At 69.3% G+C, this 20,740-nt stretch carries 23 protein-coding genes and 1 riboswitch; of the genes, 10 read left to right on the top strand and 13 right to left on the bottom strand.

Annotation, left to right across the window (positions count from 1 at the left end; all coding sequences use genetic code 11):
- Positions 1 to 16 precede the first annotated feature (16 nt).
- Both FDA94_RS30160 and FDA94_RS30155 read right to left on the bottom strand, forming a co-directional pair.
- On the bottom strand, positions 17 to 2,464 hold the full coding sequence (locus tag FDA94_RS30160; protein WP_137250451.1) for a lamin tail domain-containing protein: 2,448 nt from the start codon (positions 2,462 to 2,464) through the stop codon (positions 17 to 19).
- Positions 2,465 to 2,584: 120 nt separating this feature from the next.
- Positions 2,585 to 3,358, bottom strand: coding sequence for an MBL fold metallo-hydrolase (locus FDA94_RS30155; protein ID WP_137250450.1), 774 nt, complete (start codon positions 3,356 to 3,358; stop codon positions 2,585 to 2,587).
- An 89-nt stretch (positions 3,359 to 3,447) separates the two neighbouring features.
- A riboswitch (cobalamin riboswitch) is annotated at positions 3,448 to 3,667 on the top strand.
- Between the two features lie 73 nt (positions 3,668 to 3,740).
- Here FDA94_RS30155 and FDA94_RS30150 point away from each other — a divergent pair.
- Positions 3,741 to 6,026: a ribonucleoside-diphosphate reductase subunit alpha gene (locus tag FDA94_RS30150; protein ID WP_137250449.1), complete on the top strand. Its 2,286-nt coding sequence runs from the start codon at positions 3,741 to 3,743 to the stop codon at positions 6,024 to 6,026.
- On the top strand, positions 6,026 to 7,021 hold the full coding sequence (locus FDA94_RS30145; protein WP_137250463.1) for a ribonucleotide-diphosphate reductase subunit beta: 996 nt from the start codon (positions 6,026 to 6,028) through the stop codon (positions 7,019 to 7,021). Before FDA94_RS30150 ends, FDA94_RS30145 begins: the two co-directional genes overlap by 1 nt.
- On the opposite strand, the gene FDA94_RS30140 is transcribed toward FDA94_RS30145, so the two are convergent.
- Together FDA94_RS30140 and FDA94_RS30135 are read right to left on the bottom strand one after the other, a co-directional pair.
- Positions 7,018 to 7,353 carry an acetate--CoA ligase family protein gene (locus tag FDA94_RS30140; RefSeq protein ID WP_137250448.1) on the bottom strand — a complete coding sequence of 112 codons (336 nt, stop codon included), beginning with the start codon at positions 7,351 to 7,353 and terminating at the stop codon, positions 7,018 to 7,020. The two genes, FDA94_RS30145 and FDA94_RS30140, sit on opposite strands and share 4 nt — an antisense overlap.
- The gene (locus FDA94_RS30135; protein ID WP_137250447.1) at positions 7,350 to 7,667 is read right to left on the bottom strand and encodes a hypothetical protein; all 318 of its coding nucleotides are present in this window, start codon (positions 7,665 to 7,667) and stop codon (positions 7,350 to 7,352) included. The genes FDA94_RS30140 and FDA94_RS30135 overlap by 4 nt, the downstream gene beginning before the upstream one ends.
- Before the next feature lie 46 nt (positions 7,668 to 7,713).
- Here FDA94_RS30135 and FDA94_RS30130 point away from each other — a divergent pair, with 46 nt between their 5' ends.
- Positions 7,714 to 9,255 carry a sensor histidine kinase gene (locus FDA94_RS30130; protein WP_137250446.1) on the top strand — a complete coding sequence of 514 codons (1,542 nt, stop codon included), beginning with the start codon at positions 7,714 to 7,716 and terminating at the stop codon, positions 9,253 to 9,255.
- A 29-nt stretch (positions 9,256 to 9,284) separates the two neighbouring features.
- Here the strand turns inward: FDA94_RS30130 and FDA94_RS30125 are convergent, their stop codons facing one another.
- Positions 9,285 to 9,689, bottom strand: a complete 405-nt coding sequence (locus tag FDA94_RS30125) for a pyridoxamine 5'-phosphate oxidase family protein (protein WP_137250445.1) — start codon at positions 9,687 to 9,689, stop codon at positions 9,285 to 9,287.
- A 51-nt stretch (positions 9,690 to 9,740) separates the two neighbouring features.
- Complete coding sequence (locus FDA94_RS30120) at positions 9,741 to 10,382, bottom strand: response regulator (protein ID WP_137250444.1); 642 nt, start codon at positions 10,380 to 10,382, stop codon at positions 9,741 to 9,743.
- Between the two features lie 90 nt (positions 10,383 to 10,472).
- On the opposite strand from FDA94_RS30120, the gene FDA94_RS30115 reads away from it, so the two are divergent.
- Positions 10,473 to 10,847, top strand: coding sequence for an SgcJ/EcaC family oxidoreductase (locus tag FDA94_RS30115; RefSeq protein WP_137250443.1), 375 nt, complete (start codon positions 10,473 to 10,475; stop codon positions 10,845 to 10,847).
- Here the strand turns inward: FDA94_RS30115 and FDA94_RS30110 are convergent.
- From FDA94_RS30110 to FDA94_RS30100, 3 genes are all read right to left on the bottom strand, one after another.
- Positions 10,837 to 11,322, bottom strand: coding sequence for a TspO/MBR family protein (locus tag FDA94_RS30110; RefSeq protein ID WP_137250442.1), 486 nt, complete (start codon positions 11,320 to 11,322; stop codon positions 10,837 to 10,839). The two genes, FDA94_RS30115 and FDA94_RS30110, sit on opposite strands and share 11 nt — an antisense overlap.
- 55 nt (positions 11,323 to 11,377) lie before the next feature.
- Complete coding sequence (locus FDA94_RS30105) at positions 11,378 to 12,700, bottom strand: extracellular catalytic domain type 1 short-chain-length polyhydroxyalkanoate depolymerase (protein WP_137250441.1); 1,323 nt, start codon at positions 12,698 to 12,700, stop codon at positions 11,378 to 11,380.
- A 96-nt stretch (positions 12,701 to 12,796) separates the two neighbouring features.
- Positions 12,797 to 13,180 (bottom strand): helix-turn-helix domain-containing protein, encoded by a 384-nt coding sequence (locus FDA94_RS30100; RefSeq protein ID WP_137250440.1) that lies wholly within the window; start codon positions 13,178 to 13,180, stop codon positions 12,797 to 12,799.
- A 28-nt stretch (positions 13,181 to 13,208) separates the two neighbouring features.
- On the opposite strand from FDA94_RS30100, the gene FDA94_RS30095 reads away from it, so the two are divergent.
- Positions 13,209 to 13,916 carry a methyltransferase domain-containing protein gene (locus tag FDA94_RS30095; protein ID WP_137250439.1) on the top strand — a complete coding sequence of 236 codons (708 nt, stop codon included), beginning with the start codon at positions 13,209 to 13,211 and terminating at the stop codon, positions 13,914 to 13,916.
- A gap of 28 nt (positions 13,917 to 13,944) precedes the next feature.
- The gene (locus FDA94_RS30090) at positions 13,945 to 14,742 is read left to right on the top strand and encodes a DUF72 domain-containing protein (RefSeq protein WP_246060226.1); all 798 of its coding nucleotides are present in this window, start codon (positions 13,945 to 13,947) and stop codon (positions 14,740 to 14,742) included.
- On the opposite strand, the gene FDA94_RS30085 is transcribed toward FDA94_RS30090, so the two are convergent.
- On the bottom strand, positions 14,739 to 15,683 hold the full coding sequence (locus FDA94_RS30085) for a GlxA family transcriptional regulator (protein WP_137250437.1): 945 nt from the start codon (positions 15,681 to 15,683) through the stop codon (positions 14,739 to 14,741). The genes FDA94_RS30090 and FDA94_RS30085 overlap by 4 nt on opposite strands.
- A gap of 85 nt (positions 15,684 to 15,768) precedes the next feature.
- Between FDA94_RS30085 and FDA94_RS30080 the strand changes: the two genes are divergently transcribed.
- Positions 15,769 to 16,137, top strand: a complete 369-nt coding sequence (locus tag FDA94_RS30080) for a hypothetical protein (RefSeq protein ID WP_137250436.1) — start codon at positions 15,769 to 15,771, stop codon at positions 16,135 to 16,137.
- Here the strand turns inward: FDA94_RS30080 and FDA94_RS30075 are convergent.
- Together FDA94_RS30075 and FDA94_RS30070 are read right to left on the bottom strand one after the other, a co-directional pair.
- On the bottom strand, positions 16,134 to 17,234 hold the full coding sequence (locus FDA94_RS30075; RefSeq protein ID WP_246060225.1) for an AI-2E family transporter: 1,101 nt from the start codon (positions 17,232 to 17,234) through the stop codon (positions 16,134 to 16,136). The genes FDA94_RS30080 and FDA94_RS30075 overlap by 4 nt on opposite strands.
- A 156-nt stretch (positions 17,235 to 17,390) precedes the next feature.
- Entirely contained in the window at positions 17,391 to 17,945 is a 555-nt protein-coding gene (locus tag FDA94_RS30070; RefSeq protein ID WP_137250434.1) for a hypothetical protein, read from the bottom strand.
- A 144-nt stretch (positions 17,946 to 18,089) separates the two neighbouring features.
- Here FDA94_RS30070 and FDA94_RS30065 point away from each other — a divergent pair, with 144 nt between their 5' ends.
- Together FDA94_RS30065 and FDA94_RS30060 are read left to right on the top strand one after the other, a co-directional pair.
- On the top strand, positions 18,090 to 18,620 hold the full coding sequence (locus FDA94_RS30065) for a peptidylprolyl isomerase (RefSeq protein ID WP_137250433.1): 531 nt from the start codon (positions 18,090 to 18,092) through the stop codon (positions 18,618 to 18,620).
- A gap of 107 nt (positions 18,621 to 18,727) precedes the next feature.
- Positions 18,728 to 19,594, top strand: a complete 867-nt coding sequence (locus FDA94_RS30060) for a rhomboid family intramembrane serine protease (protein WP_137250432.1) — start codon at positions 18,728 to 18,730, stop codon at positions 19,592 to 19,594.
- 74 nt (positions 19,595 to 19,668) lie between these two features.
- On the opposite strand, the gene FDA94_RS30055 is transcribed toward FDA94_RS30060, so the two are convergent.
- The gene (locus FDA94_RS30055) at positions 19,669 to 19,917 is read right to left on the bottom strand and encodes a cell division protein CrgA (RefSeq protein ID WP_030455197.1); all 249 of its coding nucleotides are present in this window, start codon (positions 19,915 to 19,917) and stop codon (positions 19,669 to 19,671) included.
- 167 nt (positions 19,918 to 20,084) lie between these two features.
- Here FDA94_RS30055 and FDA94_RS30050 point away from each other — a divergent pair, with 167 nt between their 5' ends.
- Positions 20,085 to 20,702 (top strand): class E sortase, encoded by a 618-nt coding sequence (locus tag FDA94_RS30050; RefSeq protein WP_137250431.1) that lies wholly within the window; start codon positions 20,085 to 20,087, stop codon positions 20,700 to 20,702.
- Positions 20,703 to 20,740 lie beyond the last annotated feature (38 nt).

The raw sequence follows: 20,740 nt of genomic DNA, 5'->3' as shown, positions 1-20,740 counted from the left end.
TCGCTGGATCAGGGCGTTACTCGACGTCCACGACCGGGCTGCCCGGACGGCACCGCTCGGGGAGCGGCTCCGTGTTGCACCCCGTCAGGATCCGCAGGATCTGCGGGTCGTGGTCGGAGGCCTGGTCGGAGAACTCGGCGTTGATGTGGACAACGCCGTACGCGTAACCCTTGATGTTCGGGGTCACCAGGATGTGGTCGAGCGCCTGCGAGTTCCCGTCGAAGATGTACGAGTACCGCTCACCGGCGGGCAGGTCGTTGATCAGCGCCTTCAGCAGCGCGCCGTTGTCGGTGAGGGCGCCGACCGCCGGCGAGAACTGGTAGTCGTTGATGTCGCCGAGGACGACCGCGCGGGCCTGGCCGCCGCTCTTGGCGTTGAGGTCGGCGATGAAGTTCCGCACCTCGGTCGCCTGCGCGATGCGCTGGACCTCGGTGGTCCGGTTCGGGGGCTGGACGGCCGCCGAGTGGGGGTGGTCGCCGCCCTTGCTGTTGAAGTGGTTGGCGACGACGAACAGCTGCTTGTTGCCGTCGTACAGGAACTCACCGACCAGCGGCTTGCGGCTGGAGGCCCAGGCGGACGAGGTCGGGTTGATGCGGCCGGGGGAGGCCGACAGGTAGACCTGGTTGCTCGTCGGGCGCTCGCGCAGCACCGTCACGGCCGTGTCGGCGTCGCCGCCCGGACGGTCGACGAAGGTGGTGCGGGCCGGGTTGAACAGGAAGACCTGGCGGATGTTGCCGCCGGGGGCGCCGCCGTCGGTGCCCTCGTTGGGGTCGATCGAGCGCCAGTCGTAGGTCGGGCCGCCGGCCGCGACGATGGCCGCGATGAACTTGGCCACGGTCTGGTCGGCCGCCACGGTGCCGGTGGCGGTGCCGTTGTTGTCCTGGATCTCCTCCAGGGCCAGGATGTCCGGCGTGCCGAGGTTGACGACCACGGCCTCGGCGAGGCGCTGGTACTTCGCGGCCGAGTCGGCGACGGTCAGGTTCTCGACGTTGTACGTCGCGATCGACAGGTCGCCGGCCTTCTTCGGCGGGGTCACCTTCTGGCGCTTGAGGCCGCCCTCGGTGATGGCGCCGAGCTGGGTGGCCTGGAGGACGTAGCCGCCGAAGCTCTGGTAGTCGATGACGCCGGTGGTGCCGGCGGCCAGCGTCGAGCCGACGTTCGCGGCGGGGGCGCCGACGAGCGACTGGATGAAGAACCGGCCGGCGTTGTTGTCGGCGTAGTCGAGGTAGATGTGGCCGCCGCGCGGAGTCGGGTTGTGCGTCGGGTCGAAGGTGACCCACAGCTCGCCGAACTCGGTGTCGACCGGGCTGACCAGCTTGGTGGTCTCGGCGACGGTGGCGCGCATGCCCTCGTGGACCTCCAGCCAGTCGAGCACGTACGACGACGGCTCCAGCGGCTGGGCCTCCAGCGAGCCCGACTTGGTGTAGACCGGCGGCAGGTCCACCGTCACCGGCGCGGGCAGCGCGTTGCCGCCCGACAGCTTGATGGTGCTGACGGTGCCGCCGAGCTCGGTCAGCGCCTGCGAACCCGTGGCGGGGCGATACTCGGTGACGCGGCCGGAGGCCAGGACCGAGTCGCCGGGGACGACCGTCGGAGACGTCGTGCCCATGAAGACGAAGAGGCCCTCGGAGGTCAGCGGGTCGGCGTCGACCGAGGTGTCCTGCATCCAGTAGCCGCGCGAGCTGCCGGTGGTGCGGACGGCGGTGACGATGCCGGGCACGTTGGTGACGTTCTGGCCGACGATCGGGGAGATCCGGCCGCTGCCCTGGATGTCGTGGATGCGGACCGAGCCGGGCGTCGGGTCGGTCGGGCCGCCCGTGTCGGTCGCGGTGACCGTGGTGCCCGCGGTGTTGGTGGCCTTCGGCACGCCGGAGGTGAAGTCGACCGAGTTGTTGTCGGTGTCGATCATCGAGCCCGAACGGGCGGCGGCCGTGGTGTTCGACAGGCCGGGGGCCGCGAGGGTCTCGACGTTGGCGGTGGCGCCGTAGCCGACGAGGTCCTTCACGTTCGGGGCGGTCGAGCAGGAGATGCCGCAGCCGACCAGCGGGATCTGCGCGGTGACCAGCGCGACGACGCCGGAGGTGCCCGACATCGGGATCGAGCCGGTGGCGTCGGGGGTCGGCAGGCTCAGCGTGCCGCCGGCGCCGGCCGCCTGCTGGACCAGGTACTTCCCGTTGGCCGGGATCGTTCCAGTCAGGTTCGTCATCTGGAAGACGGCACCTGCGGCTGAGGCGTATTGAACGCTCCAACCGGACACGTTGATCGGGCTGCCGGTCAGGTTGGCCAGCTCGATGTAGTCGTTCTTGATGGTCGCGCCGGAGTTGCCGCCACCGCCGTACACGCCGGAGATGACGACGTCGGACGACAGCGCGTTCGCAGGGGCCTGAACGGTCGTCAGGCTGGCCACGACCGCTAACGACAGACCTGCCGCGGCGATCAGGCGGCGTGCTCTGGGATTAGCCACAGGTGTTCTGCTCCTTGGGGGAGATGGTCTCCACAGAGCATGGTGCCAGGGCATATCACTTGGAAATGGCACATTCTGCTACTACCGAGGAGTTCGCCGTTTCTTTCCGTGACGTTTCACTCAGAAGGAGGTCGATTGGCCGGGTTCCAGGAGGTGCAACCGGTCGGCGAGCTCGTACTTCTCGAAGGCGTCCAGCAGGTCGGCCGGGCCCTCGGTGAAATGCTGCCAGCCCTCCATGTGGACGGGGATCACCACCTCCGCGCCGGTGATGAGGGTCGCCTCCACCACCTCCTCGGCCGTGAAGGTGAGGAAGCCGTCGAGCAGCGGGGTCCGGGCCGCGCCGGCGAAGAACACCCCGGCGTCCATCGGGCCGAGCCGTTCGGTGATCTCGCGGGTCGCCTCAAGGGAGGCGTTGTCGCCGCTCACGTAGATCGCCGGTAGATCGAAGGCGGTCAGCACGAAGCCCGTCACCGGGCCGGTGAGATCTTCCGTGCCCGGCGGTCCGTGGCGGCCGGGCACCCAGGTGATGCGGAGGGAGCCGCCGTCGGGCCGTTCGAAGGTCAGGTGGTCCCAGGGATGCAGGCCGGTGATGTCCTCGCCGAGCCGTTCGGCCGCCTCCGGCGTGGTCAGCACCTCGGGCACCTCGTCGAGCAGGGCCCGGCCGGCGCGGTCGAGGTTGTCGGCGTGCTGATCATGGGAGAGCAGGATGATGTCCAGATCGCCCAGTTCCTCCCGGGAGACGGCCGGGCCGGTGGTCTTGATGAGCGTCCGGGTGCCGCTGGCGATCGGTCCGGGCGCGTCGAAGGCCGGGTCGGTGAGCAGCCGGAGGCCGCCGATCTCCAGCAGCGCCGTGGGCCCGCCCACCAGTCGCACGGTGCAGGTTTTCCGCTCCATCACCCCATCCTGCGCACACTCCGCCAGGGGGATTCGTCCGGGGGTGCCGGACACCACATGTTGATGTGACAGCCGATCTGGATCCTAGATATGGTGTCCCACGCGTTGGTTCGCCCCGCCCGCCAGCCGGGGCGCCGTAAGAGGGAACCCGGTGGGAATCCGGGACTGCCCCGCAGCGGTGAGTGGGAACGAAAGCCGTCAATCGAGCACTGGGCTGCCGAAAGGAGCCTGGGAAGCGACGGCCGGTAGGCGCTTCGAGAAGAAGCACGCCCGCGAGTCCGAAGACCTGCCAATCGCGTTTTGGTCCGAGGCCGCGTGGGACGGCCCCGCCCGGTGCCCTCGTGCCCGCGCGCCTCGGTGAGTTCGCGAGGAGAGGACGAGGATGCGCATCAAGAAGCGCGACGGTTCGCTCGAACCGGTCGACGTCACCAGGATCGTCGCCGCGGTCGAGAGCTGTGCCGGCGGGCTCGCCGACGTCGAGCCGCTGCGGGTCGCCACCCGGACGATCAGCGGCCTGTACGACGGCGCCACCACCGCCGAACTCGACCGCCTGTCGATCCAGACCGCCGCCGAGATGATCGGCGAGGAGCCGCAGTACTCCCGGCTGGCCGCGCGGCTGCTGGCGGCGTACATCCAGAAGGAGGTCGACGCCGACACCTTCAGCCGGTCGATCAAGGAGGGCCACGCCCTCGGCCTGATCGGCGACGCCACGGCCGCCTTCGTGGCCGACCACGCCGACCTGCTCGACGCCACGATCGACACGGGGAACGACCGGCGGTTCGAGTACTTCGGCCTGCGCACCGTGTACGACCGCTACCTGCTCCGCCACCCCCAGACCAGGCTCCCCGTCGAGACCCCGCAGTTCTGGCTGCTCCGGGTGGCCTGCGGCCTGGCCCGGAAGCCCGAGGAGGCGGTCGAGCTCTACCGCCTGATGTCGTCGCTGGCCTACCTGCCCAGCTCGCCGACGCTGTTCAACTCCGGCACCGGGCACACCCAGATGTCGTCGTGCTACCTGGTCGACTCCCCCCGCGACGAACTCGGCTCGATCTACGAGCGGTACGCCCAGGTCGCCCACCTGTCGAAGTTCGCCGGCGGCATCGGCATCTCGTGGTCGCGGGTCCGCTCCCGGGGCGCCTTGATCAAGGGCACCAACGGCCACTCCAACGGGATCGTCCCGTTCCTGCGCACCCTCGACGCCTCCGTGGCCGCCGTCAACCAGGGCGGCCGCCGCAAGGGCGCCGCCTGCGTCTACCTGGAGCCCTGGCACCCCGACGTCGAGGAGTTCCTGGAGCTCCGCGACAACACGGGCGAGGACGCGAGAAGGACCCACAACCTCAACCTGGCCAACTGGATCCCTGACGAGTTCATGCGCCGCGTCGAGGCCGACCAGATGTGGTCGCTGTTCGACCCGAACGAGCTGCCCGAGCTGCCCGACCTGTGGGGCGAGGCCTTCGACGAGGTCTACCGCGAGGCCGAGAACCAAGGCCGTCAGGTACGCCAGATCCGCGCCCGCGACCTCTACGCCAAGATGATGCGCACCCTGGCCCAGACCGGCAACGGCTGGATGACCTTCAAGGACACCTCGAACCGCACCTGCAACCAGGCCGCCGAGCCGGGCAACGTGGTCCACCTGTCGAACCTGTGCACCGAGATCATCGAGGTGTCGAACGACACGGAGACCGCGGTCTGCAACCTGGGCTCGATCAACCTGGCCGCCCACCTCGCCGACGGCGGCATCGACTGGGACAAGCTCCGCCAGACGGTGAAGACGGCCGTGGTCTTCCTCGACCGCGTGATCGACATCAACTACTACCCGACCGAGCAGGCCGCGGCGAGCAACCCCCGCTGGCGTCCGGTCGGCCTCGGGCTGATGGGCCTCCAGGACGTCTTCTTCGCCCTGCGGCTGCCGTTCGACTCGCCCGAGGCCCGGGAGCTGTCCACGAAGATCTCCGAGGAGATCTACCTGGCCGCCCTCGACACCTCGGCCGACCTCGCGGCGGAGCACGGCCCGCACCCGGCGTACGCGGAGACCTGGGCGGCCCGCGGCCGGCTGCAGCCCGACCTGCACGGCCTCAGCCCCGAGTGGACCGAGCTCCGCGCGAAGATCGCCGAGCACGGCCTGCGCAACTCCCTGCTGATCGCCATCGCCCCCACCGCGACCATCGCGTCGATCGCGGGCTGCTACGAGTGCGTCGAGCCGCAGGTGTCGAACCTCTTCAAGCGCGAGACGCTGAGCGGAGAGTTCCTCCAGATCAACAACGCCCTGGTCGCCGAGCTCAAGTCCCGCGGCCTCTGGACGGAGCCCGTCCGGACCGCCATCCGCCAGGCCGAGGGCTCGGTCCAGGGGATCGCCGAACTGCCCGATGAGGTCAGAAGCCTGTTCCGCACCGCCTGGGAGCTGCCCCAGCGGGCCCTCATCGACATGGGGGCGGCGCGGGCGCCGTACATCGACCAGAGCCAGTCGCTCAACCTGTTCATGGCCAGCCCGACCATCGACAAGCTGTCGTCGATGTACCTGTACGCCTGGAAGTCGGGCCTCAAGACCACGTACTACCTGCGCTCGCGCCCCGCGACGCGCATCCAGCAGGCGACGGTCCCCGTCATGTCGGTGGACGCCGCCATCGCCTGCTCCCTGGAGAACCCCGAGTCCTGTGAGGCGTGCCAGTGATGCTGCTCGACCCCGGCATGAGCCTGACCCTGCGCCCGATGCGCTACCCGGCGTTCTTCGAGCGCTACCGCGACGCCATCAAGAACACCTGGACCGTCGAGGAGGTCGACCTCCACTCCGACCTCGCCGACCTGGGGAAGCTGTCGCCCGCCGAACGCCACCTGGTGTCGCGGCTGGTGGCCTTCTTCGCCACGGGTGACACGATCGTCGCCAACAACCTGGTGCTCAACCTCTACCAGCACGTCAACGCCCCCGAGGCGCGCCTCTACCTGTCGCGGCAGCTCTTCGAGGAGGCCGTGCACGTGCAGTTCTACCTGAACCTCCTCGACACCTACGTGCCCGACGAGCAGGAGCGCTTCGAGGCCTTCGCGGCCGTCGAGAACATCCCGTCGATCAGCCGGAAGGCCGACTTCTGCTTCCGCTGGATCGACTCCCTCGGCGACCTCAAGAGCCTGGAGACCAAGGCCGACCGCCGGGCCTTCCTGCTCAACCTCATCTGCTTCGCCGCCTGCATCGAGGGCCTGTTCTTCTACGGCGCCTTCGCGTACGTCTACTTCCTGCGCTCCCGAGGCCTGCTGAACGGCCTGGCCTCGGGCACGAACTGGGTGTTCCGCGACGAGTCGATGCACATGGCCTTCGCGTTCGACGTCGTCGAGGTCGCCCGCGCGGAGGAGCCCGACCTGTTCGACGACGACCTGATCGCCCAGATCAGGCAGATGCTCGCCGAGGCGGTCGACTGCGAGGCCCAGTTCGCCGAAGACCTGCTCAACCAGGGCGTGCCCGGCATGTCGATCAGCGACATGCGCCTCTACCTGGAACACGTCGCCGACCGCCGGCTGGCCCAGCTCGGCATCCCGCCCCTGTACGGCTCGAAGAACCCCTTCGCCTTCATGGAGCTCCAGGACGTGCAGGAGCTCTCGAACTTCTTCGAGCGGAAGGTCTCGGCCTACCAGGTCGGCGTCACCGGCACGGTCAGCTTCGACGCCGACTTCTAACGCACGCTCATCCGCGCACCGGTGACCGTCACCCCTTTGGACGACACGGTCACCGGTGACAGATCCACCGACGTCACCTCCGGGAGGGTCGCGACCAGGCGCCCGACCTGGATCAGCAGTTCGCCGAGCGCGGTCGTGTCGGCCCGGGGGTGGTCGCGGTAGCCGTACAGCAGGGGTGAGCAGCGCAGGTCGGCGATCATCTCGGCGGCGGTCTCCGGCCCGAGCGGCGGCACCCGGCAGGCCCGGTCGCCGGTCAGCTCGGCGACCACCCCGCCGTAGCCGACCACCACGAGCGGCCCGGTCACGGGGTCGTTGACGCCCCGCACGGTCATCTCCACCCCCGGCCACGACGCGCCCAGCGTGATGCCGCGCGGGCGAGTGCCGTCAGGCCCTCGGTGATCCCGGCCGGGGTGAAGACCACGATCGGCTTGCGCCGGCTGACCCGCGCCGCCATCCGCGCGAACTCGCGGGGTTCCCCCAGCGAGTCGACGACGATGACGGTCGTCAGCGGGTCGTCGCCCCAGTGGGCCGGCATCTCCGCGTCGTCGGCCCGCACGTAGGAACACACCGGCAGCACCTCGACGAGCGCCGCCAGCACCGCCTCCGACCGTGCCAGCACCGCCACCTCACCAGGAATGGAAACCACGCCGCCAAAGGACCAAAGTCCCGCCGGTTAGGAGCAGAATGTCGGCATGGCTCACCCACTCGTGCCCAGCATGCGCCTGGATGAGCTGCTCGCGGAGCTGCAGACCCGGCTCGAAGCGGTGCTGGCCACCCGCGACCGCGTCCACGCGCTGCTTGAGGCCGTCGTGCTCATCGGCAGCGACCTCCAGCTCGAGACCGTGCTCGGCCGGATCGTGGAGACCGCCGCCCGGCTGGTCGACGCGACCTACGGCGCGCTCGGCGTGGTGGGCGAGGAGTCCACCCTCCTGGAGTTCATCCCGGTCGGGCTGAGCGAGGAGGAGATCGCCCGCATCGAGCACTGGCCCCACGGCCTCGGGCTGCTCGGCCTGCTCATCAAGGAGCCGAAGCCGCTGCGGCTGGCACGCATCTCCGACCACCCCGACTCCTACGGCTTCCCGCCCGGCCACCCGCCGATGGGCAGCTTCCTCGGCGTGCCGCTGCGGGTGCGCGACGAGGTCTTCGGCAACCTCTACCTGACCGAGAAGCGCGGCGGCGCCGAGTTCGACGAGGAAGATCAGGCGGTCGTCACCGCGCTGGCCACGGCCGCCGGCGTCGCGATCGAGAACGCCCGCCTGTTCGAGGAGACCCGCCGCCGCGAGATGTGGCTGCAGGCGTCGTCCGAGGTGACCACGAGCCTGCTGTCGGGCGCCGGGCCCCACGAGGTGCTCACCCATGTGGTCGGCCGGGCCCGCGAGATGGCCGACGCCGACGTCGCGGTGCTGCGCTTCGGCAACGGCACCGAGATCGTCGAGGGCGACCTCGCCGACCTCGTCGACCAGGCGTCGATACCGCTGGGCCGCGTCGGTTCGGTGCGCGCGGTGCTCTTGCTCGGCAAGCGTCCGGGCCGGTTGCCGTTCACGCCGTCGCTGCTGCGCATGCTGAGCGCCTTCGCCGACCAGGCCTCGATCGCGCTGGAGCTGGCCGAGGCCCGCGAGGACGCCGAGCGCCTGGGCCTGCTGGAAGACCGCCACCGCATCGCCAAAGACCTGCACGACGTCGTCATCCAGCGGCTGTTCGCCACGGCCATGACGCTGATGAGCACGGTCCGGCTCGTCGAGCACCCCGAGGCGGCGACCCGGGTCAGGCACACGATCGACGAACTCGACGAGACGATCCGGCAGATCCGCTCGACCATCTTCGCCCTGCAGTCGCCGGCCGTGATGGGCGAGCAGAGCCTCCGCTCCCACATCGTCGAACTGGTCGAGGGCGCCCGCGGCCACCTGGGCTTCATGCCCGGCCTGCGAATGGACGGCTGGCTCGACAACGCCGTCGGCGACGCGGTCGCCGAGCAGCTCCTCGCCGTCCTGCGCGAAGCCCTCTCGAATCTCGTACGCCACGCCAAGGCGTCCCGCGCCGAAGTGGTGGCCGAGGTGACCGACGGCGTGCTGACCCTGATCGTCCAGGACGATGGCGTCGGCATCACCGCCACGGGCCGCCGCAGCGGCCTGCGCAACCTGGAAGAACGGGCGGTCCTGCTGGGCGGGTCGTTCACGATCGGCGCGGCGGCCGCCTGGAACACCCGGCTCCGCTGGAGCGTGCCTGTTCATTGAGGCAGAGCCTTCGGTCGTCCGCGTCTCGCTCAGTCGATACGGCGGCCCGAGACCTCCTCGGTCGACAGCGTCACGAAGTGGTCGAACGCCGACGGAGCCCAGGGCATCAGCGGCAGCGCCGACAGCCGGGTGATCTCCTCGGGCGCGGTCACCCCGCGTGCGTGCCCGAGCACGGTCACCGACCAGCCCGACCCGGTGTCCTTGTCGACGTCGTCGATCTCGAACGCCACCACGGCGTCACGGGTGGCGGCGGCCAGGCGGGACCCGATGGCGGTCCGGATGACGACGGTCTCCCCGTCGAGGACGTAGTTGACCGGCTGGACGGCGGGCAGCGCCCGATAGGTGAAGACCAGCCGCCCGATAGGCGTGATGGCCAACAGGCGCAGGCACTCCTCCCGCGACAGCACAGAGAGTCCGGCCGAGTCGATTCTCATGATGTGAGTCTGCCGGTAATGGCATATAGCGGATTAGGGACTTAAGTCCCGTCAATCGCGCCGATCTGCTCTCATCCGGGCGGCGAGCGCCGCCGCCTGGGTCCGGCGCTGCATGTTCAGCTTGGCCAGCAGGTTCGAGACGTAGTTCTTGACGGTCTTCTCCGCCAGATACATGCGCTCTCCGATCTGCCGGTTCGTCAGCCCCTCGCCGATCAGCTCCAGGATCGTGCGCTCCTGCTCCGACAGCGCCCCCAGGGGGTCGCTGCGATTGGCCTGGTCGCGCAGCCGGTGGAGCATCGAGGCGGTGGTCTGCGGGTCGAGCAGCGACTGCCCGGCGGCGACCGTGCGGACCGCCCCCACCAGGTCGGAGCCGTGGATCTGCTTCAGCACGTAGCCGGCCGCCCCCGCCATGACGGCCTCGAAGAGGGCGTCGTCGTCGGCGTAGGAGGTGAGCATCAGGCAGGCCAGGCCCGGCACCTGGCTGCGGACCTCACGGCAGACCTTGACGCCGTCGCCGTCGGGCAGGCGTACGTCGAGGATCGCCACGTCGGGCCGCAGGGCGGGAATGCGCGCGGAGGCCGCGGCGGCGGTGCCGGCCTCGCCGACGACCTCGATGTCGTCCTCCGACTCCAGCAGCGCCGCCACTCCACGCCGCACGACCTCGTGGTCGTCGAGCAGGAAGACACGAATCATGGGACGAAATCTAGATACCCGAGGACTCCAGCGGAAGAGACCTCAGTCCTCCTTGACGTCAAGCTCACTTGATGAAGCACGCTTGCGGCCATGGACATCGAGGAGATCAGAGCCGTCGTCGCCACCGTCGAGCACGCGCAGCAGAACGAACTCGTAGACGAGTTCCTCGCCCTCTTCCGGCACGACGCGATCTGGACCACCGGCCACGGCCGCCGCCTGTTCGGGCGCGACGAGATCGCCGCCTTCACCCGGAAGGTGCTGCCGGGCGCGATGAAGGACCTGTCGGTGACCTTCGAGATCGAGCACGTCCTGTTCATCCGCCCTGACGTCGCGGCGGTGAAGGTGATCCAGCGCTACACCCCGTCCGACGGCAACCCGGGCTCACCGCTGTGGGTGATGGCCAGGGAGGACGGCCGCTGGCTGCTGACCGCCTGCCAGAACACCGAGGTCCTCCCTACGTATTGAGCCTGCCGAACTCGTAGCTCAGCGCGGTGAGGTAAACCGTCCAGACCATGAACGGAAGCAGCAGCAGGGCCGCCATCTTGCTGTCGCGCCAGAAGACGAAGAAGCCGACGACCTGCAGCACGAGGAAGATCGCCGCGTCGATCGCCGCCAGGTAGTGGAGGCGCAGCCCGAGCGAGAGCGGCGCCCACAGGAAGTAGGCGACCAGCTGGGCAACCCACCACCACAGGGCGAAGGGCCGGGCCTCCTCGTACCAGAGCAGCCCGGCGATCAGGGCGAGAGTGAGTGAGAGGAAGGCGAACGCCGGTCCGTGCAGCCAGATGGGCAGCTCGAACGGCGGACGCTGGAACTCCGCCAGTCCCGGCCGCGCGTTCTGCGAGATCACCCGGTTGTCGATTGCGGTCGCCAGCACGGCGAGCAGTGCGAGCACCAGCCCCGGCCAGCGCCGGAGCCAGTGGGTACGCGGGGGTTCACTCATAGTGACACCGTAACGTCCCGTAAAACGGCCCCGCCGGAGCCGGGCCGTTTCCCGGTCACACGACGGTGCAGGCGCTGCCGTTCAGCGTGAACGCGCTGGGCCGCGCGGTGTTGCCGCCGTGGTTGGCGTTGAACCCGAACGACTGGCTCCCGTTCACGGGGATGGTCGCGTTGTACGACAGGTTCTGCGCCGTGACGTTCCCGCTGGTCGGCGAGACGGTGGCGTTCCACGCCGAGGTCACGGTCTGGCCGGAGGGCAGCGTGAACGCCAGGTTCCACGAGCCGATCGGGCTGGTCCCGGTGTTGGTGATCGTCACACCGGCGGTCAGCCCGGTGTTCCAGGGATTGACGGTGTACGCCACCCGGCAGGGACCGCTGCCGGTCGGGGTGGGCGTGGGAGTCGGCGAAGGAGTCGGAGAGGGCGAAGGCGAGGGAGAGGGAGAGGGCGACGGAGAGGGAGAGGGGGACGGGGAGGGCGACGGCGACGGCTGGGTGCCGTCGAGGCCGAAGAAGCTGATCGCCATCGCGGCCTGGCCCGACAGCGGCAGGTTGTGGCCCACGCCCTGGAGGCTGATCGCCTCGACCTGGGTGCCGTAGCGGGTCCGCGTCCAGCCGGAGCGCGGGGTGTCGGTGGAGGTCGGCGTCTGCGACAGGCCGTGGACGTTCGTCCACTGCTTGATCTGCTCCTGGAAGTTCGGGTAGCGCAGCGTGGCGTCCTCGGTGCCGTGCCAGATCTGCATCCTCGGCCTTGGCCCGCTGTAGCCCGGATAGGCGCCGCGCACCAGGTCACCCCACTGCTGGGCGGTCCTGATCAGCTGCCCGTTGGCGCACTGGCTGTTCCACGTCGACCCGCCCGTGGTGGCGAAACAGGCGAACGGCACTCCCATGAACGCCGCCCCGGCCCGGAACACGTCGGGGTAGTCGCCGAGCAGGACGTTGGTCATCATGCCGCCCGACGAGGCGCCGGTGGCGAAGACCCGGTTGGGGTCGGCGTTGTAGCGCGACTTCACGTAGTTGACCATCGAGATGATGCCCACCGGGTCGCTGTTGCCGTTGTGGGTGAGCGCGCCGGAGCTGTAGACGTCGAAACACTGGCCGCTGCGGGTCGCCGACGGGTAGATCACGATGAAGCCGTGGCGGTCGGCGAGGGAGGCGAACTCCGTCCCCGAGTAGAAGGCGGGACCCGTGCCGGTGCAGTAGTGCACGGCCACCAGGATCGCCGGGCGCTGGGCGACGTTGTCGGGGACGTACAGGTGCATGCGCAGGTTGGTGGGGTTGGTGCCGAAACCCGTCACCTCGACGAGCGAGGCCGCCTGAGCCGGCCGCAGGGGGAGCAGCCCCGCGGCGAGGATCAAGAGCGCGACCAGGAGTCGTTTCATGCTCTCCTCCGAACGTTCGAAATATATCGGAGAATGACCCGAAATATTTCAGGCGGCAACGTTCCGCTGTGAGGAGATCAGCCCACCTGGGACGGGTCATGAAACATTCGGGAAGAGGTTCTTCCGGAAGGCCGGGCAGGTGGTGAAATCGTCGTGCGTGCAGCGCAGCCCGCCCTCCAGGAAGTCGACTGTCGCCTGGATCTCGGCGATCCGCCGCTTCAGGTCGTCCTGGTGCCGCCTGATGATCGCCTTGCGGTCGGGCGGCGCCGCGAAGAGCGCCCGGATGTCCGGGAGCGACAGCCCCGCCTGCCGGGCCCTGATGATGACCGCCACCCGGAACCGGTCGTCGTCACCGTACCGCCGCCGCCCGCCGGAGTCGCGCGCCGGCCGCAGCAGCCCCTCGGACTCCCAGTGCCGCAGCACGTGGGTAGCCAGACCGAACTCCCCGGCCAGCGTCCCGATCGCCACGCTTGACTTCATGTCGACATTAAGTCGCAGGATGTGTGGCATGTCGAACACCGAGGTCATCGCCCTCCTGGACGAGATAGAGAGACACCCCGACGCCGTACGCGTACGCGAGCGCACCCACGAGCTGCTGGACGGCGCCGAGAGGATCGTCGACGTCGGCTGCGGCGGCGGCCGGGCCGTCCATGAACTGGGCGCCCGCGCGATCGGCGTCGACCACGACCCGGCCACGATCGCCGTCGCCCGCGCCCGCTACCCCGCCGCCCGCTTCCAGGTCGCCGACGCGCACGCCCTCCCCTTCCCCGACGCGAGCCTCGACGGCTACCGCGCCGAACGGGTGATTCACACCCTCGACGCCCCGAGGGCGCTGGCCGAGGCCCGCCGCGTGCTCCGCCCCGGCGGCCGGCTGGTCCTGGCCGGGCACGACTGGGACCTGTTCGCCGTCGACTCCGGCCTGCCCGAGGTCACCCGCCGCGTCGTCCACGCCCGCGCCGACCAGATCGCCGACCCGAGGGCCGCCCGCAAGGCCCACCACCTGCTGCGGGAGGCCGGATTCACCGACGTCGCCACCGAGATCCTCAGTACGGTGATCACCGGCCCCGAGGGCCTGCCCGTCGTGCTGAACCTGGCCAAGGACCAGGAGGGCGAGGAGATCGCCGCCTGGTGCGACGACCAGCGCCGGAGGGCGGCGGAGGGCCGCCTGTTCCTGGCCGTGCCCGTTTTCGTCACCTCGGGTCAGGTGATTGGGTGACCTCATGCGCCTTGCCGTGGGATGTGCGATGTGGAACCAGAAATCGTGGCCGTCACAGGGCCTGGCCGACTACGCGACCTACTGCACCGCCGTCGAGGGCAACACGACCTTCTACGCCGTCCCGTCGCGCGAGACCGTCGAGTCGTGGGCCCGCCAGACCGATCCTGACTTCCGCTTCCTGATCAAGCTCCCCAAGACCATCACCCACGAACGCCACCTGACGGGCGCGGCCGACGAGCTGAGGGCGTTCCTGCACACGATGGAGCCCCTCGGCCCCCGCAACCACGCCCTGTGGATCCAGCTCCCCGGCGGCTTCGGCCCGCTCGATCTCGGCACCCTGGCAGCCTTCCTGCGCACCCTGCCCGCGGGCCACCGCTACGCCGTCGAGGTCCGCCACCGGGCCTTCTTCGACGACGAGAAGGCCGCCTCGGCCCTCGAGAAGGTGCTGGCCGCCCGAGACGCCGAATGGGTCCCCTTCGACACCACGGTGCTGTTCGAGCGTCCCCCGACCTCCGACACCGAACGCGAGGCCTGGACGCGCAAACCGCGGATGCCCAGAAGAGACCGCGCGCTGACCGCCCATCCGCTGATCCGCTACATCGGCCGCGACGACCCCGACCGGACCGTCGAGGGCTGGGCCTTCTGGGTGGAGAAGACCGTCGAGTGGCTGAAGGAGGGCCGCTCGCCGACGATGTTCGTGCACACCCCCGACAACGTCGACGCGCTCACCCTCAACCGCCGCTTCCATGAGGCCGTCCGGGCCCGCCTGCCCGAACTGGAGCCACTGCCCGAACCCCCCGAGACGGAACCGCTGACGCTCTTCTAGCGGCTCTTCCTGAAGGCCGAGGGGGCGATGCCGTAGCGGCTGGTGAAGGCCTGCCGCAGCGACTCCGCGCGGCCGAAGCCCGTCCGCTGGGCGATCACCGCCATCGTCAGGTCGGTCGTCTCCAGCAGCCGCGCCGCCGCCTCCAGCCGGGCCTCGCGCACGTACCGGGCCGGCGAGGAGCCCAGGTGCTTGACGAACAGCCGGGTCAGGTGGCGCTCGCTCGTGCCGGCCCGGCGGGCGAGGGCGGGCGTCGACAGGTCATCGCACAGGTTGGCGCCGATGAAGGCGGTCAGGGTGCTCAGCGGCCCGTCGGGGGCGGGGGGTTTGACGAACATGCTCATCTGGGCCTGGTTGCCGGGGCGCTGCAGGTAAGTCACCAGGTGCCGGGAGGTCGTCCGGGCCACCTCGGCGCCGTGGTCCTCCTCGATGAAGGCCAGCGTGAGGTCGAGCGCGGCGGTGACCCCGGCCGAGGTGGCGACCGCGCCGTCGCGGATGAAGATCGGGTCGGAGTCGACCGTGATCTGCGGGTGGCGGGCGGCCAGGCGGGGGGCGTGCCACCAGTGGGTGGTGGCCCGGCGGCCGTCGAGCAGGCCGGTCTCGGCCAGGACCGACGCGCCCGTGCAGACCGAGGCGACCCTTCGGGTGACCGCGGCGAGCCGCCTGACGTGGGCGATCAGCAGGGGGTTGCCGGCGGCGTCGTCGCAGCCGATCCCGCCGGCGATGATCAGCGTGTCGAGCGGGCCGGTCTCGTGTTCGAGCACGGTCTGCGCGGCCAGGGTGAGGCCGCTGGCGCAGACGACGGGACGTCCGCCGAGGGTGGCGAACGAGACGTCGTAGGGAGGCGCGGCGCCGAACAGGTTGGACATGATCAGCGTGCTGGTGACGCAGGCGATGTCCAGCAATTCGGCGGCGGGATACCCGACGACCACGACTCTCCGCATGACAGCAGACTAAGAGCCCAGATTTCCGGACACATTGGTCTTCGGGCGTAGGTACGGCTCCTTCTCCCGGATCATCCTCGACCCCATGAACTGGAAGCGATTCGCCCTGCACTACCTCGAGATGGTCGTCGCGATGTTCGCCGGGATGCTCCTGCTCGGCCTGATCACGGGCCGCTGGGACCTCGGCCCCGAGCTCGGCTACCTCGTCATGGCGACCAACATGTCGATCGGGATGGCCGCCGTCATGCTGCTGCGCGGGCACTCATGGCCGCGCACCCTGGAGATGTGCGCCGCCATGTACGCGCCCGCGCTCGTGGCGTTCCCGCTGTTCTGGGCCGGCGCGCTCGACGAACACGGCCTGATGATGGTGACCCACGTGATCATGTTCCCGCTCATGCTCGCCGTGATGCTGTTCCGCCGCGAGGAGTACGCCCACGCGCACGCCCACCACTAGAGCTTCTCCTGCCGGGGCAGGACCACCTCCCGCAGGATCAGCAGCACCGCGGCGGCCAGCGGGATGCCCAGCAGGGCGCCCACCACGCCGAGCAGCGCGCCGCCCAGCAGGGCGCCGATGATCGTCGCGATCGGGGGCACGTCGACCGACGACTTGAACACCCTCGGCGAGATCACGTAGTTCTCGATCTGCTGGTAGATCACGAAGAAGACCACGCACGCGATGCCGACCGGCAGCGAGGTCAGCAGTCCCACCAGCGAGGCCACCACGGCCCCGATGACCGCGCCGACCATGGGGATCAGGTCGGTGATCGCCACGAAGATCGCCAGCGGCAGGGCGTAGGGGACCCCGGCGATGCTCAGGAAGATGAACGTCACCACGCCGGCGATCAGGGAGATGATCAGGTTGCCGCCGACGTAGCCGCCGATCTGCCTGATCACCTCGTCGACCAGCTTGGTCACCCGCTCGCGCCGCGACCGCGGCACCAGCCGGTAGCCCGACTCCTTGATCGAGTTCAGCGACCCGAGGAAGTAGAGCGTCAGCACCAGCACCGTCAGGAAGCTGAACACGGCGCTGATCACCACGCCGGCCACGCCCAGGATGCCGCCGAAGAGCTGGCTGGCCAGGTCGCCGCTGGTGACGTACTGCGTCAGCTTGTCCAGCACCTGATACTCCTGGTCGAGCGACCGGATCAGGGGATGGTTCTGAAGCTGCTGTACGAGCGTCGGCACGTCCTGGACGAATCCGGTCGTCTGCTCGGTGAGGGCGGGCACGATCGAGAGGGCGAAGATCGCGAAGAACGCGATCACCCCGACGAACACGATGGTGATCGCCCAGATGCGGGCCATGCCCCGGCCGTGCAGCCACTCGACGGCCGGATTGAGCCCGACCGCCAGGAACAGCGAGACCACGATCAGCACCAGGACCGACCCGGCGGCGGCCACCATCTGCACCAGCCACCAGGCGGTCAGCACGCCCAGCGCGGCCACCAGGCCGAACATGAACGGGCTGTTGCCCATGGGCTTGCCGGGGCGGCCGAACGGCAGCTTGTGCTCGCCGGTCGACTCGGGTTCGGGCGGAGGCGCCGGTTCGGCCACGGCGCCGATGGGAGCGTGTGCGATGGGCGCCTCGACGGGCGGGGGCCCCGAAGAAACGGATTTGTCCGTCACGAGAGCCAAGACTGCCCCAAAGGTGCCCCCATACACAAAGAAGCCGGCACCCGATCATGGGCACCGGCTCCTCCGACCTGGGCCTCAGGACATGCGGTTCTGCATCTCGTCGGCCTTCTGCTCCATCGTCTCGCCCGCCTGCTGGGCGCGGTGCCGCACGTGCTCCACCTTGCCGCGGACCGCCTCCTTGGTGTCGGACATGGTGTCCGCCCACTGGCGCGCGTTCCGCTTGTAGAGCGCGAAACCGATCGCGCCCATGGCGAGCCCGCCCAGCAGCACCATCATCGGCATCCGGGTACGCCGCCTGACGATCGGCGGCGCCGGGTCGATGCGCCGCGCCATCTCGGCCATCATCGCGGCCACCCTCGGCGCGATCTGCTCTTCGAACGACACCGCCGCGTGGTCAAGCCGCGGGGCGGCCCAGTAGCGGGCGTCTTCGAGCCGGCTGGACGCGACGTCACGGGCGGAACCCGCGTAGTCGCGCGCGTTGCCGGCCATGCCGATCGCGCTGTCACGGGCCATACCGGCCATCGGGCCGACCTTGTTGGCCGTGCGGTAGGCCGAGTGTTTCGCCCGGCTCGCCCATGTGTCTGGATAGTCGAGCGCGGCGCGCGCCTTCTTCTTCATTGTCCGGGACACGACAACCTCCCCTGTCGAATTGGGGCCCCGAGTCGTCACCTTCCCGGTCGAATGCCCCTCAATCATCACCAGGGGCGCTCCGGACGATCGCTACCCTTGCCCTTGGAAAACATCGAGTCTGTGACACAAAGGGGGCGGCCACGCATGGCTGAGAACCTCATCGCGACCCTGAACACCAACCGGGGCACGATCAAAATCAAGCTTTGGCCGAACCAGGCGCCGAAGACCGTCCGCAACTTCGTCGAGCTGGCCGAAGGCACCCGGGAGTGGACCCACCCCGAGACCGGCCAGAAGACCAACGCCAAGCTCTACGACGGCACCGTCTTCCACCGCGTGATCGCCGGGTTCATGCTCCAGGGCGGCGACCCGCTGGGCCAGGGCATCGGCGGCCCCGGCTACGACTTCGACGACGAGATCCACACCGAGAACCAGTTCAACCGCCCCTACCTGCTGGCCATGGCCAACGCGGGCAAGCGGTTCGGCAAGGGCACCAACGGCTCGCAGTTCTTCATCACGGTCGCCAAGACCCCGCACCTCAACCAGGGTCACACGATCTTCGGTGAGGTCATCGAGGGCACCGAGGTGGTCGACGCGATCGCCGTCACCGAGACCGACGGCCGCGACCGGCCGATCAAGGATGTGGTCCTGGAGTCGGTCACCATCGACCGGGTCTGATCGCCCGCGGCGAAGGCGCCCCACGGTGGGCGCCTTCGCCGTTTCCGTGTGGCAGGCTGTGATGAGGCCCCTCCGGAAGGACCCCATTGACCACCCAGCCTCCCTCGATGGAACCGGGCTCGGCGGCGGTGCCCACCTGCTACCGGCACCCCGAGCGCGAGACCTACGTCCGCTGCCAGCGGTGTGAGAAGCCCATCTGCCCCGACTGCATGCAGAACGCCGCGGTCGGCTTCCAGTGCGTCGAGTGCGTCCGTGAGGGCAACAAGGGCGTCCGGCAGGCTCGGGCCCAGTTCGGCGGCGGCCACGTCACGGTGCCCCGGGTCACTTGGGCGCTGCTGGGCGTCAACGTGCTGGCCTACCTGGCCGAGCTGGCGCTGGGCAACGAGTTCGTCAACCAGTACGCCACCTCGCCGTTCTACATCTACCACGGCGAATACTGGCGGCTGATCTCCGGCGCCTTCCTGCATTCCCAGCCCACGTCGGCCTTCGCGATCACCCACATCCTGTTCAACATGTGGGCGCTGTGGGCCATCGGGCCGGAGCTCGAACGCCGCCTGGGCCACCTGCGGTTCGCGGCGCTCTACCTGACCGCCGCGCTGGGCGGGTCGGTCGCCGTCTACCTGTTCAGCGCCTACTCGGCGGTCGGCGCCTCGGGCGCCATCTACGGCCTGTTCGGCGCCCTGTTCGTGATGGCCCGCCGCCTCGGCTACGACGCCCGCGGGGTGGTCTGGCTGATCGGCATCAACGTCTTCGTGACCTTCGTGATCCCGGGCATCAGCTGGCAGGGCCATCTGGGCGGTCTGGTCGTGGGCGCCATGGTGGCGGCCATCTTCGCCTACGCGCCCGAGAAGAACCGGGCGGTCATCCAGTGGGCCGGGGTGGCCGCGGTGCTGCTCGTGCTGGTTTTGACGGTCTACTTCGCCGATCCCTACGCGCTGATCTCCGAGATCCAGCGGCAGATGGGCACCCAGTAGACGAACACGGGCTGAGGCTTCCCCAGGCTGTGGAAAAACCTGTGGAAAGCGTCAGCCCGTCGTGGTGAGCGAGGTTAACGCCACTTGGTGGAGAGAACCACACCGAAGATGATCAGGGCGAACCCGATCGCCAGGTTCCAGTTGCCGAGGGGCTCGAACACGGGGCCCGTGCGGCCGACGATGTAATAGGCCGCGATCCAGCCGATGCCGAGGATCCAGGACGCCACCATAACCGGCGCCAGCCAGCGGGGGCTCACCTTGACCGTCGTCGTCTTCTGCGGCGGGGTGTAGACGGCCTTCTTGCGAACCTTCGAGTTGGGCACGGGAGTCTCCTGATGGTCACCCGCGCTCGATGCGGGTCTGTCAGTAAGCGTAGTCGCTAAGAATAGACGCCGACGTCCCCGAAGGGCGATTCCCCTTTCCATCGGGCGCTCGCAAACAATAGGTCAACATCGGGGATCTCGGGCACCCCCGCTTCTACGGTGGCGCGGTGAGGGCGATCCTGCGGACCATCGGTGAGCTCAGCATCACCCTGGGTGTCGTGTTGCTGCTCTTCTGCGCCTACCTGCTGTGGGGCACCAGCGCCTACACCGAACGCCACCAGCGCATCCTCCAGCGGCAACTCGTGGCCGAGCAGGCCGACAAGCCCCTGGGAAAGGTCGAACTCGGCGGCGCCGTGGCGCTCATCCGGATCCCCCGCCTCGGTGCAAGTTACAAGTACGCCATCGTCGAGGGCGTCGAGGACGAGCACCTGCGCCAGGGCCCCGGCCACTATCCGGGCTCGGCCCAGCCGGGCGAGATCGGCAACTTCGTCGTCTCGGGCCACCGCACCACCTACGCCGCCCCCTTCAACCGGATCGACGAGCTCAAGAAGGGCGACCCCATCGTGGTCGACGCCCGTGAGGCCCGTTACACCTACGAGGTCACCGGCACGAAGATCGTCGAACCCACTGAGGTGGACGTGATCGAACCGGTCCCCGGCCACCCGGGCAAGAAGGCGGACAAGGCCGTGATCACCCTCTCGACCTGCCACCCCGAATACTCGGCCCGCCAGCGCCTCATCGTCTTCGGCTCCCTGACCAAGACCGAGGAACGCGACGTCATCTAAGCGAGCCGCAGACGGCCGAAGGCCGGCTGTGGCTCGCG

Source organism: Herbidospora galbida (assembly GCF_005233835.1).
Taxonomy (GTDB): Bacteria; Actinomycetota; Actinomycetes; order Streptosporangiales; family Streptosporangiaceae; genus Herbidospora; species Herbidospora galbida.
This window is presented reverse-complemented; position numbering and strand designations above follow the sequence as displayed.

What these genes read in the sequence shown, in the direction of transcription:
- FDA94_RS30155 (WP_137250450.1), bottom strand. Translation starts at nt 3,358, where the DNA reads ATGGAGCGGAAAACCTGCACCGTGCGACTGGTGGGCGGGCCCACGGCG.
- FDA94_RS30150 (WP_137250449.1), top strand. Translation starts at nt 3,741, where the DNA reads ATGCGCATCAAGAAGCGCGACGGTTCGCTCGAACCGGTCGACGTCACC.
- FDA94_RS30145 (WP_137250463.1), top strand. Translation starts at nt 6,026, where the DNA reads ATGCTGCTCGACCCCGGCATGAGCCTGACCCTGCGCCCGATGCGCTAC.
- FDA94_RS30140 (WP_137250448.1), bottom strand. Translation starts at nt 7,353, where the DNA reads ATGACCGTGCGGGGCGTCAACGACCCCGTGACCGGGCCGCTCGTGGTG.
- FDA94_RS30130 (WP_137250446.1), top strand. Translation starts at nt 7,714, where the DNA reads ATGGCTCACCCACTCGTGCCCAGCATGCGCCTGGATGAGCTGCTCGCG.
- FDA94_RS30125 (WP_137250445.1), bottom strand. Translation starts at nt 9,689, where the DNA reads ATGAGAATCGACTCGGCCGGACTCTCTGTGCTGTCGCGGGAGGAGTGC.
- FDA94_RS30120 (WP_137250444.1), bottom strand. Translation starts at nt 10,382, where the DNA reads ATGATTCGTGTCTTCCTGCTCGACGACCACGAGGTCGTGCGGCGTGGA.
- FDA94_RS30115 (WP_137250443.1), top strand. Translation starts at nt 10,473, where the DNA reads ATGGACATCGAGGAGATCAGAGCCGTCGTCGCCACCGTCGAGCACGCG.
- FDA94_RS30110 (WP_137250442.1), bottom strand. Translation starts at nt 11,322, where the DNA reads ATGAGTGAACCCCCGCGTACCCACTGGCTCCGGCGCTGGCCGGGGCTG.
- FDA94_RS30105 (WP_137250441.1), bottom strand. Translation starts at nt 12,700, where the DNA reads ATGAAACGACTCCTGGTCGCGCTCTTGATCCTCGCCGCGGGGCTGCTC.
- FDA94_RS30100 (WP_137250440.1), bottom strand. Translation starts at nt 13,180, where the DNA reads ATGAAGTCAAGCGTGGCGATCGGGACGCTGGCCGGGGAGTTCGGTCTG.
- FDA94_RS30095 (WP_137250439.1), top strand. Translation starts at nt 13,209, where the DNA reads ATGTCGAACACCGAGGTCATCGCCCTCCTGGACGAGATAGAGAGACAC.
- FDA94_RS30090 (WP_246060226.1), top strand. Translation starts at nt 13,945, where the DNA reads ATGTGGAACCAGAAATCGTGGCCGTCACAGGGCCTGGCCGACTACGCG.
- FDA94_RS30085 (WP_137250437.1), bottom strand. Translation starts at nt 15,683, where the DNA reads ATGCGGAGAGTCGTGGTCGTCGGGTATCCCGCCGCCGAATTGCTGGAC.
- FDA94_RS30080 (WP_137250436.1), top strand. Translation starts at nt 15,769, where the DNA reads ATGAACTGGAAGCGATTCGCCCTGCACTACCTCGAGATGGTCGTCGCG.
- FDA94_RS30065 (WP_137250433.1), top strand. Translation starts at nt 18,090, where the DNA reads ATGGCTGAGAACCTCATCGCGACCCTGAACACCAACCGGGGCACGATC.
- FDA94_RS30060 (WP_137250432.1), top strand. Translation starts at nt 18,728, where the DNA reads ATGGAACCGGGCTCGGCGGCGGTGCCCACCTGCTACCGGCACCCCGAG.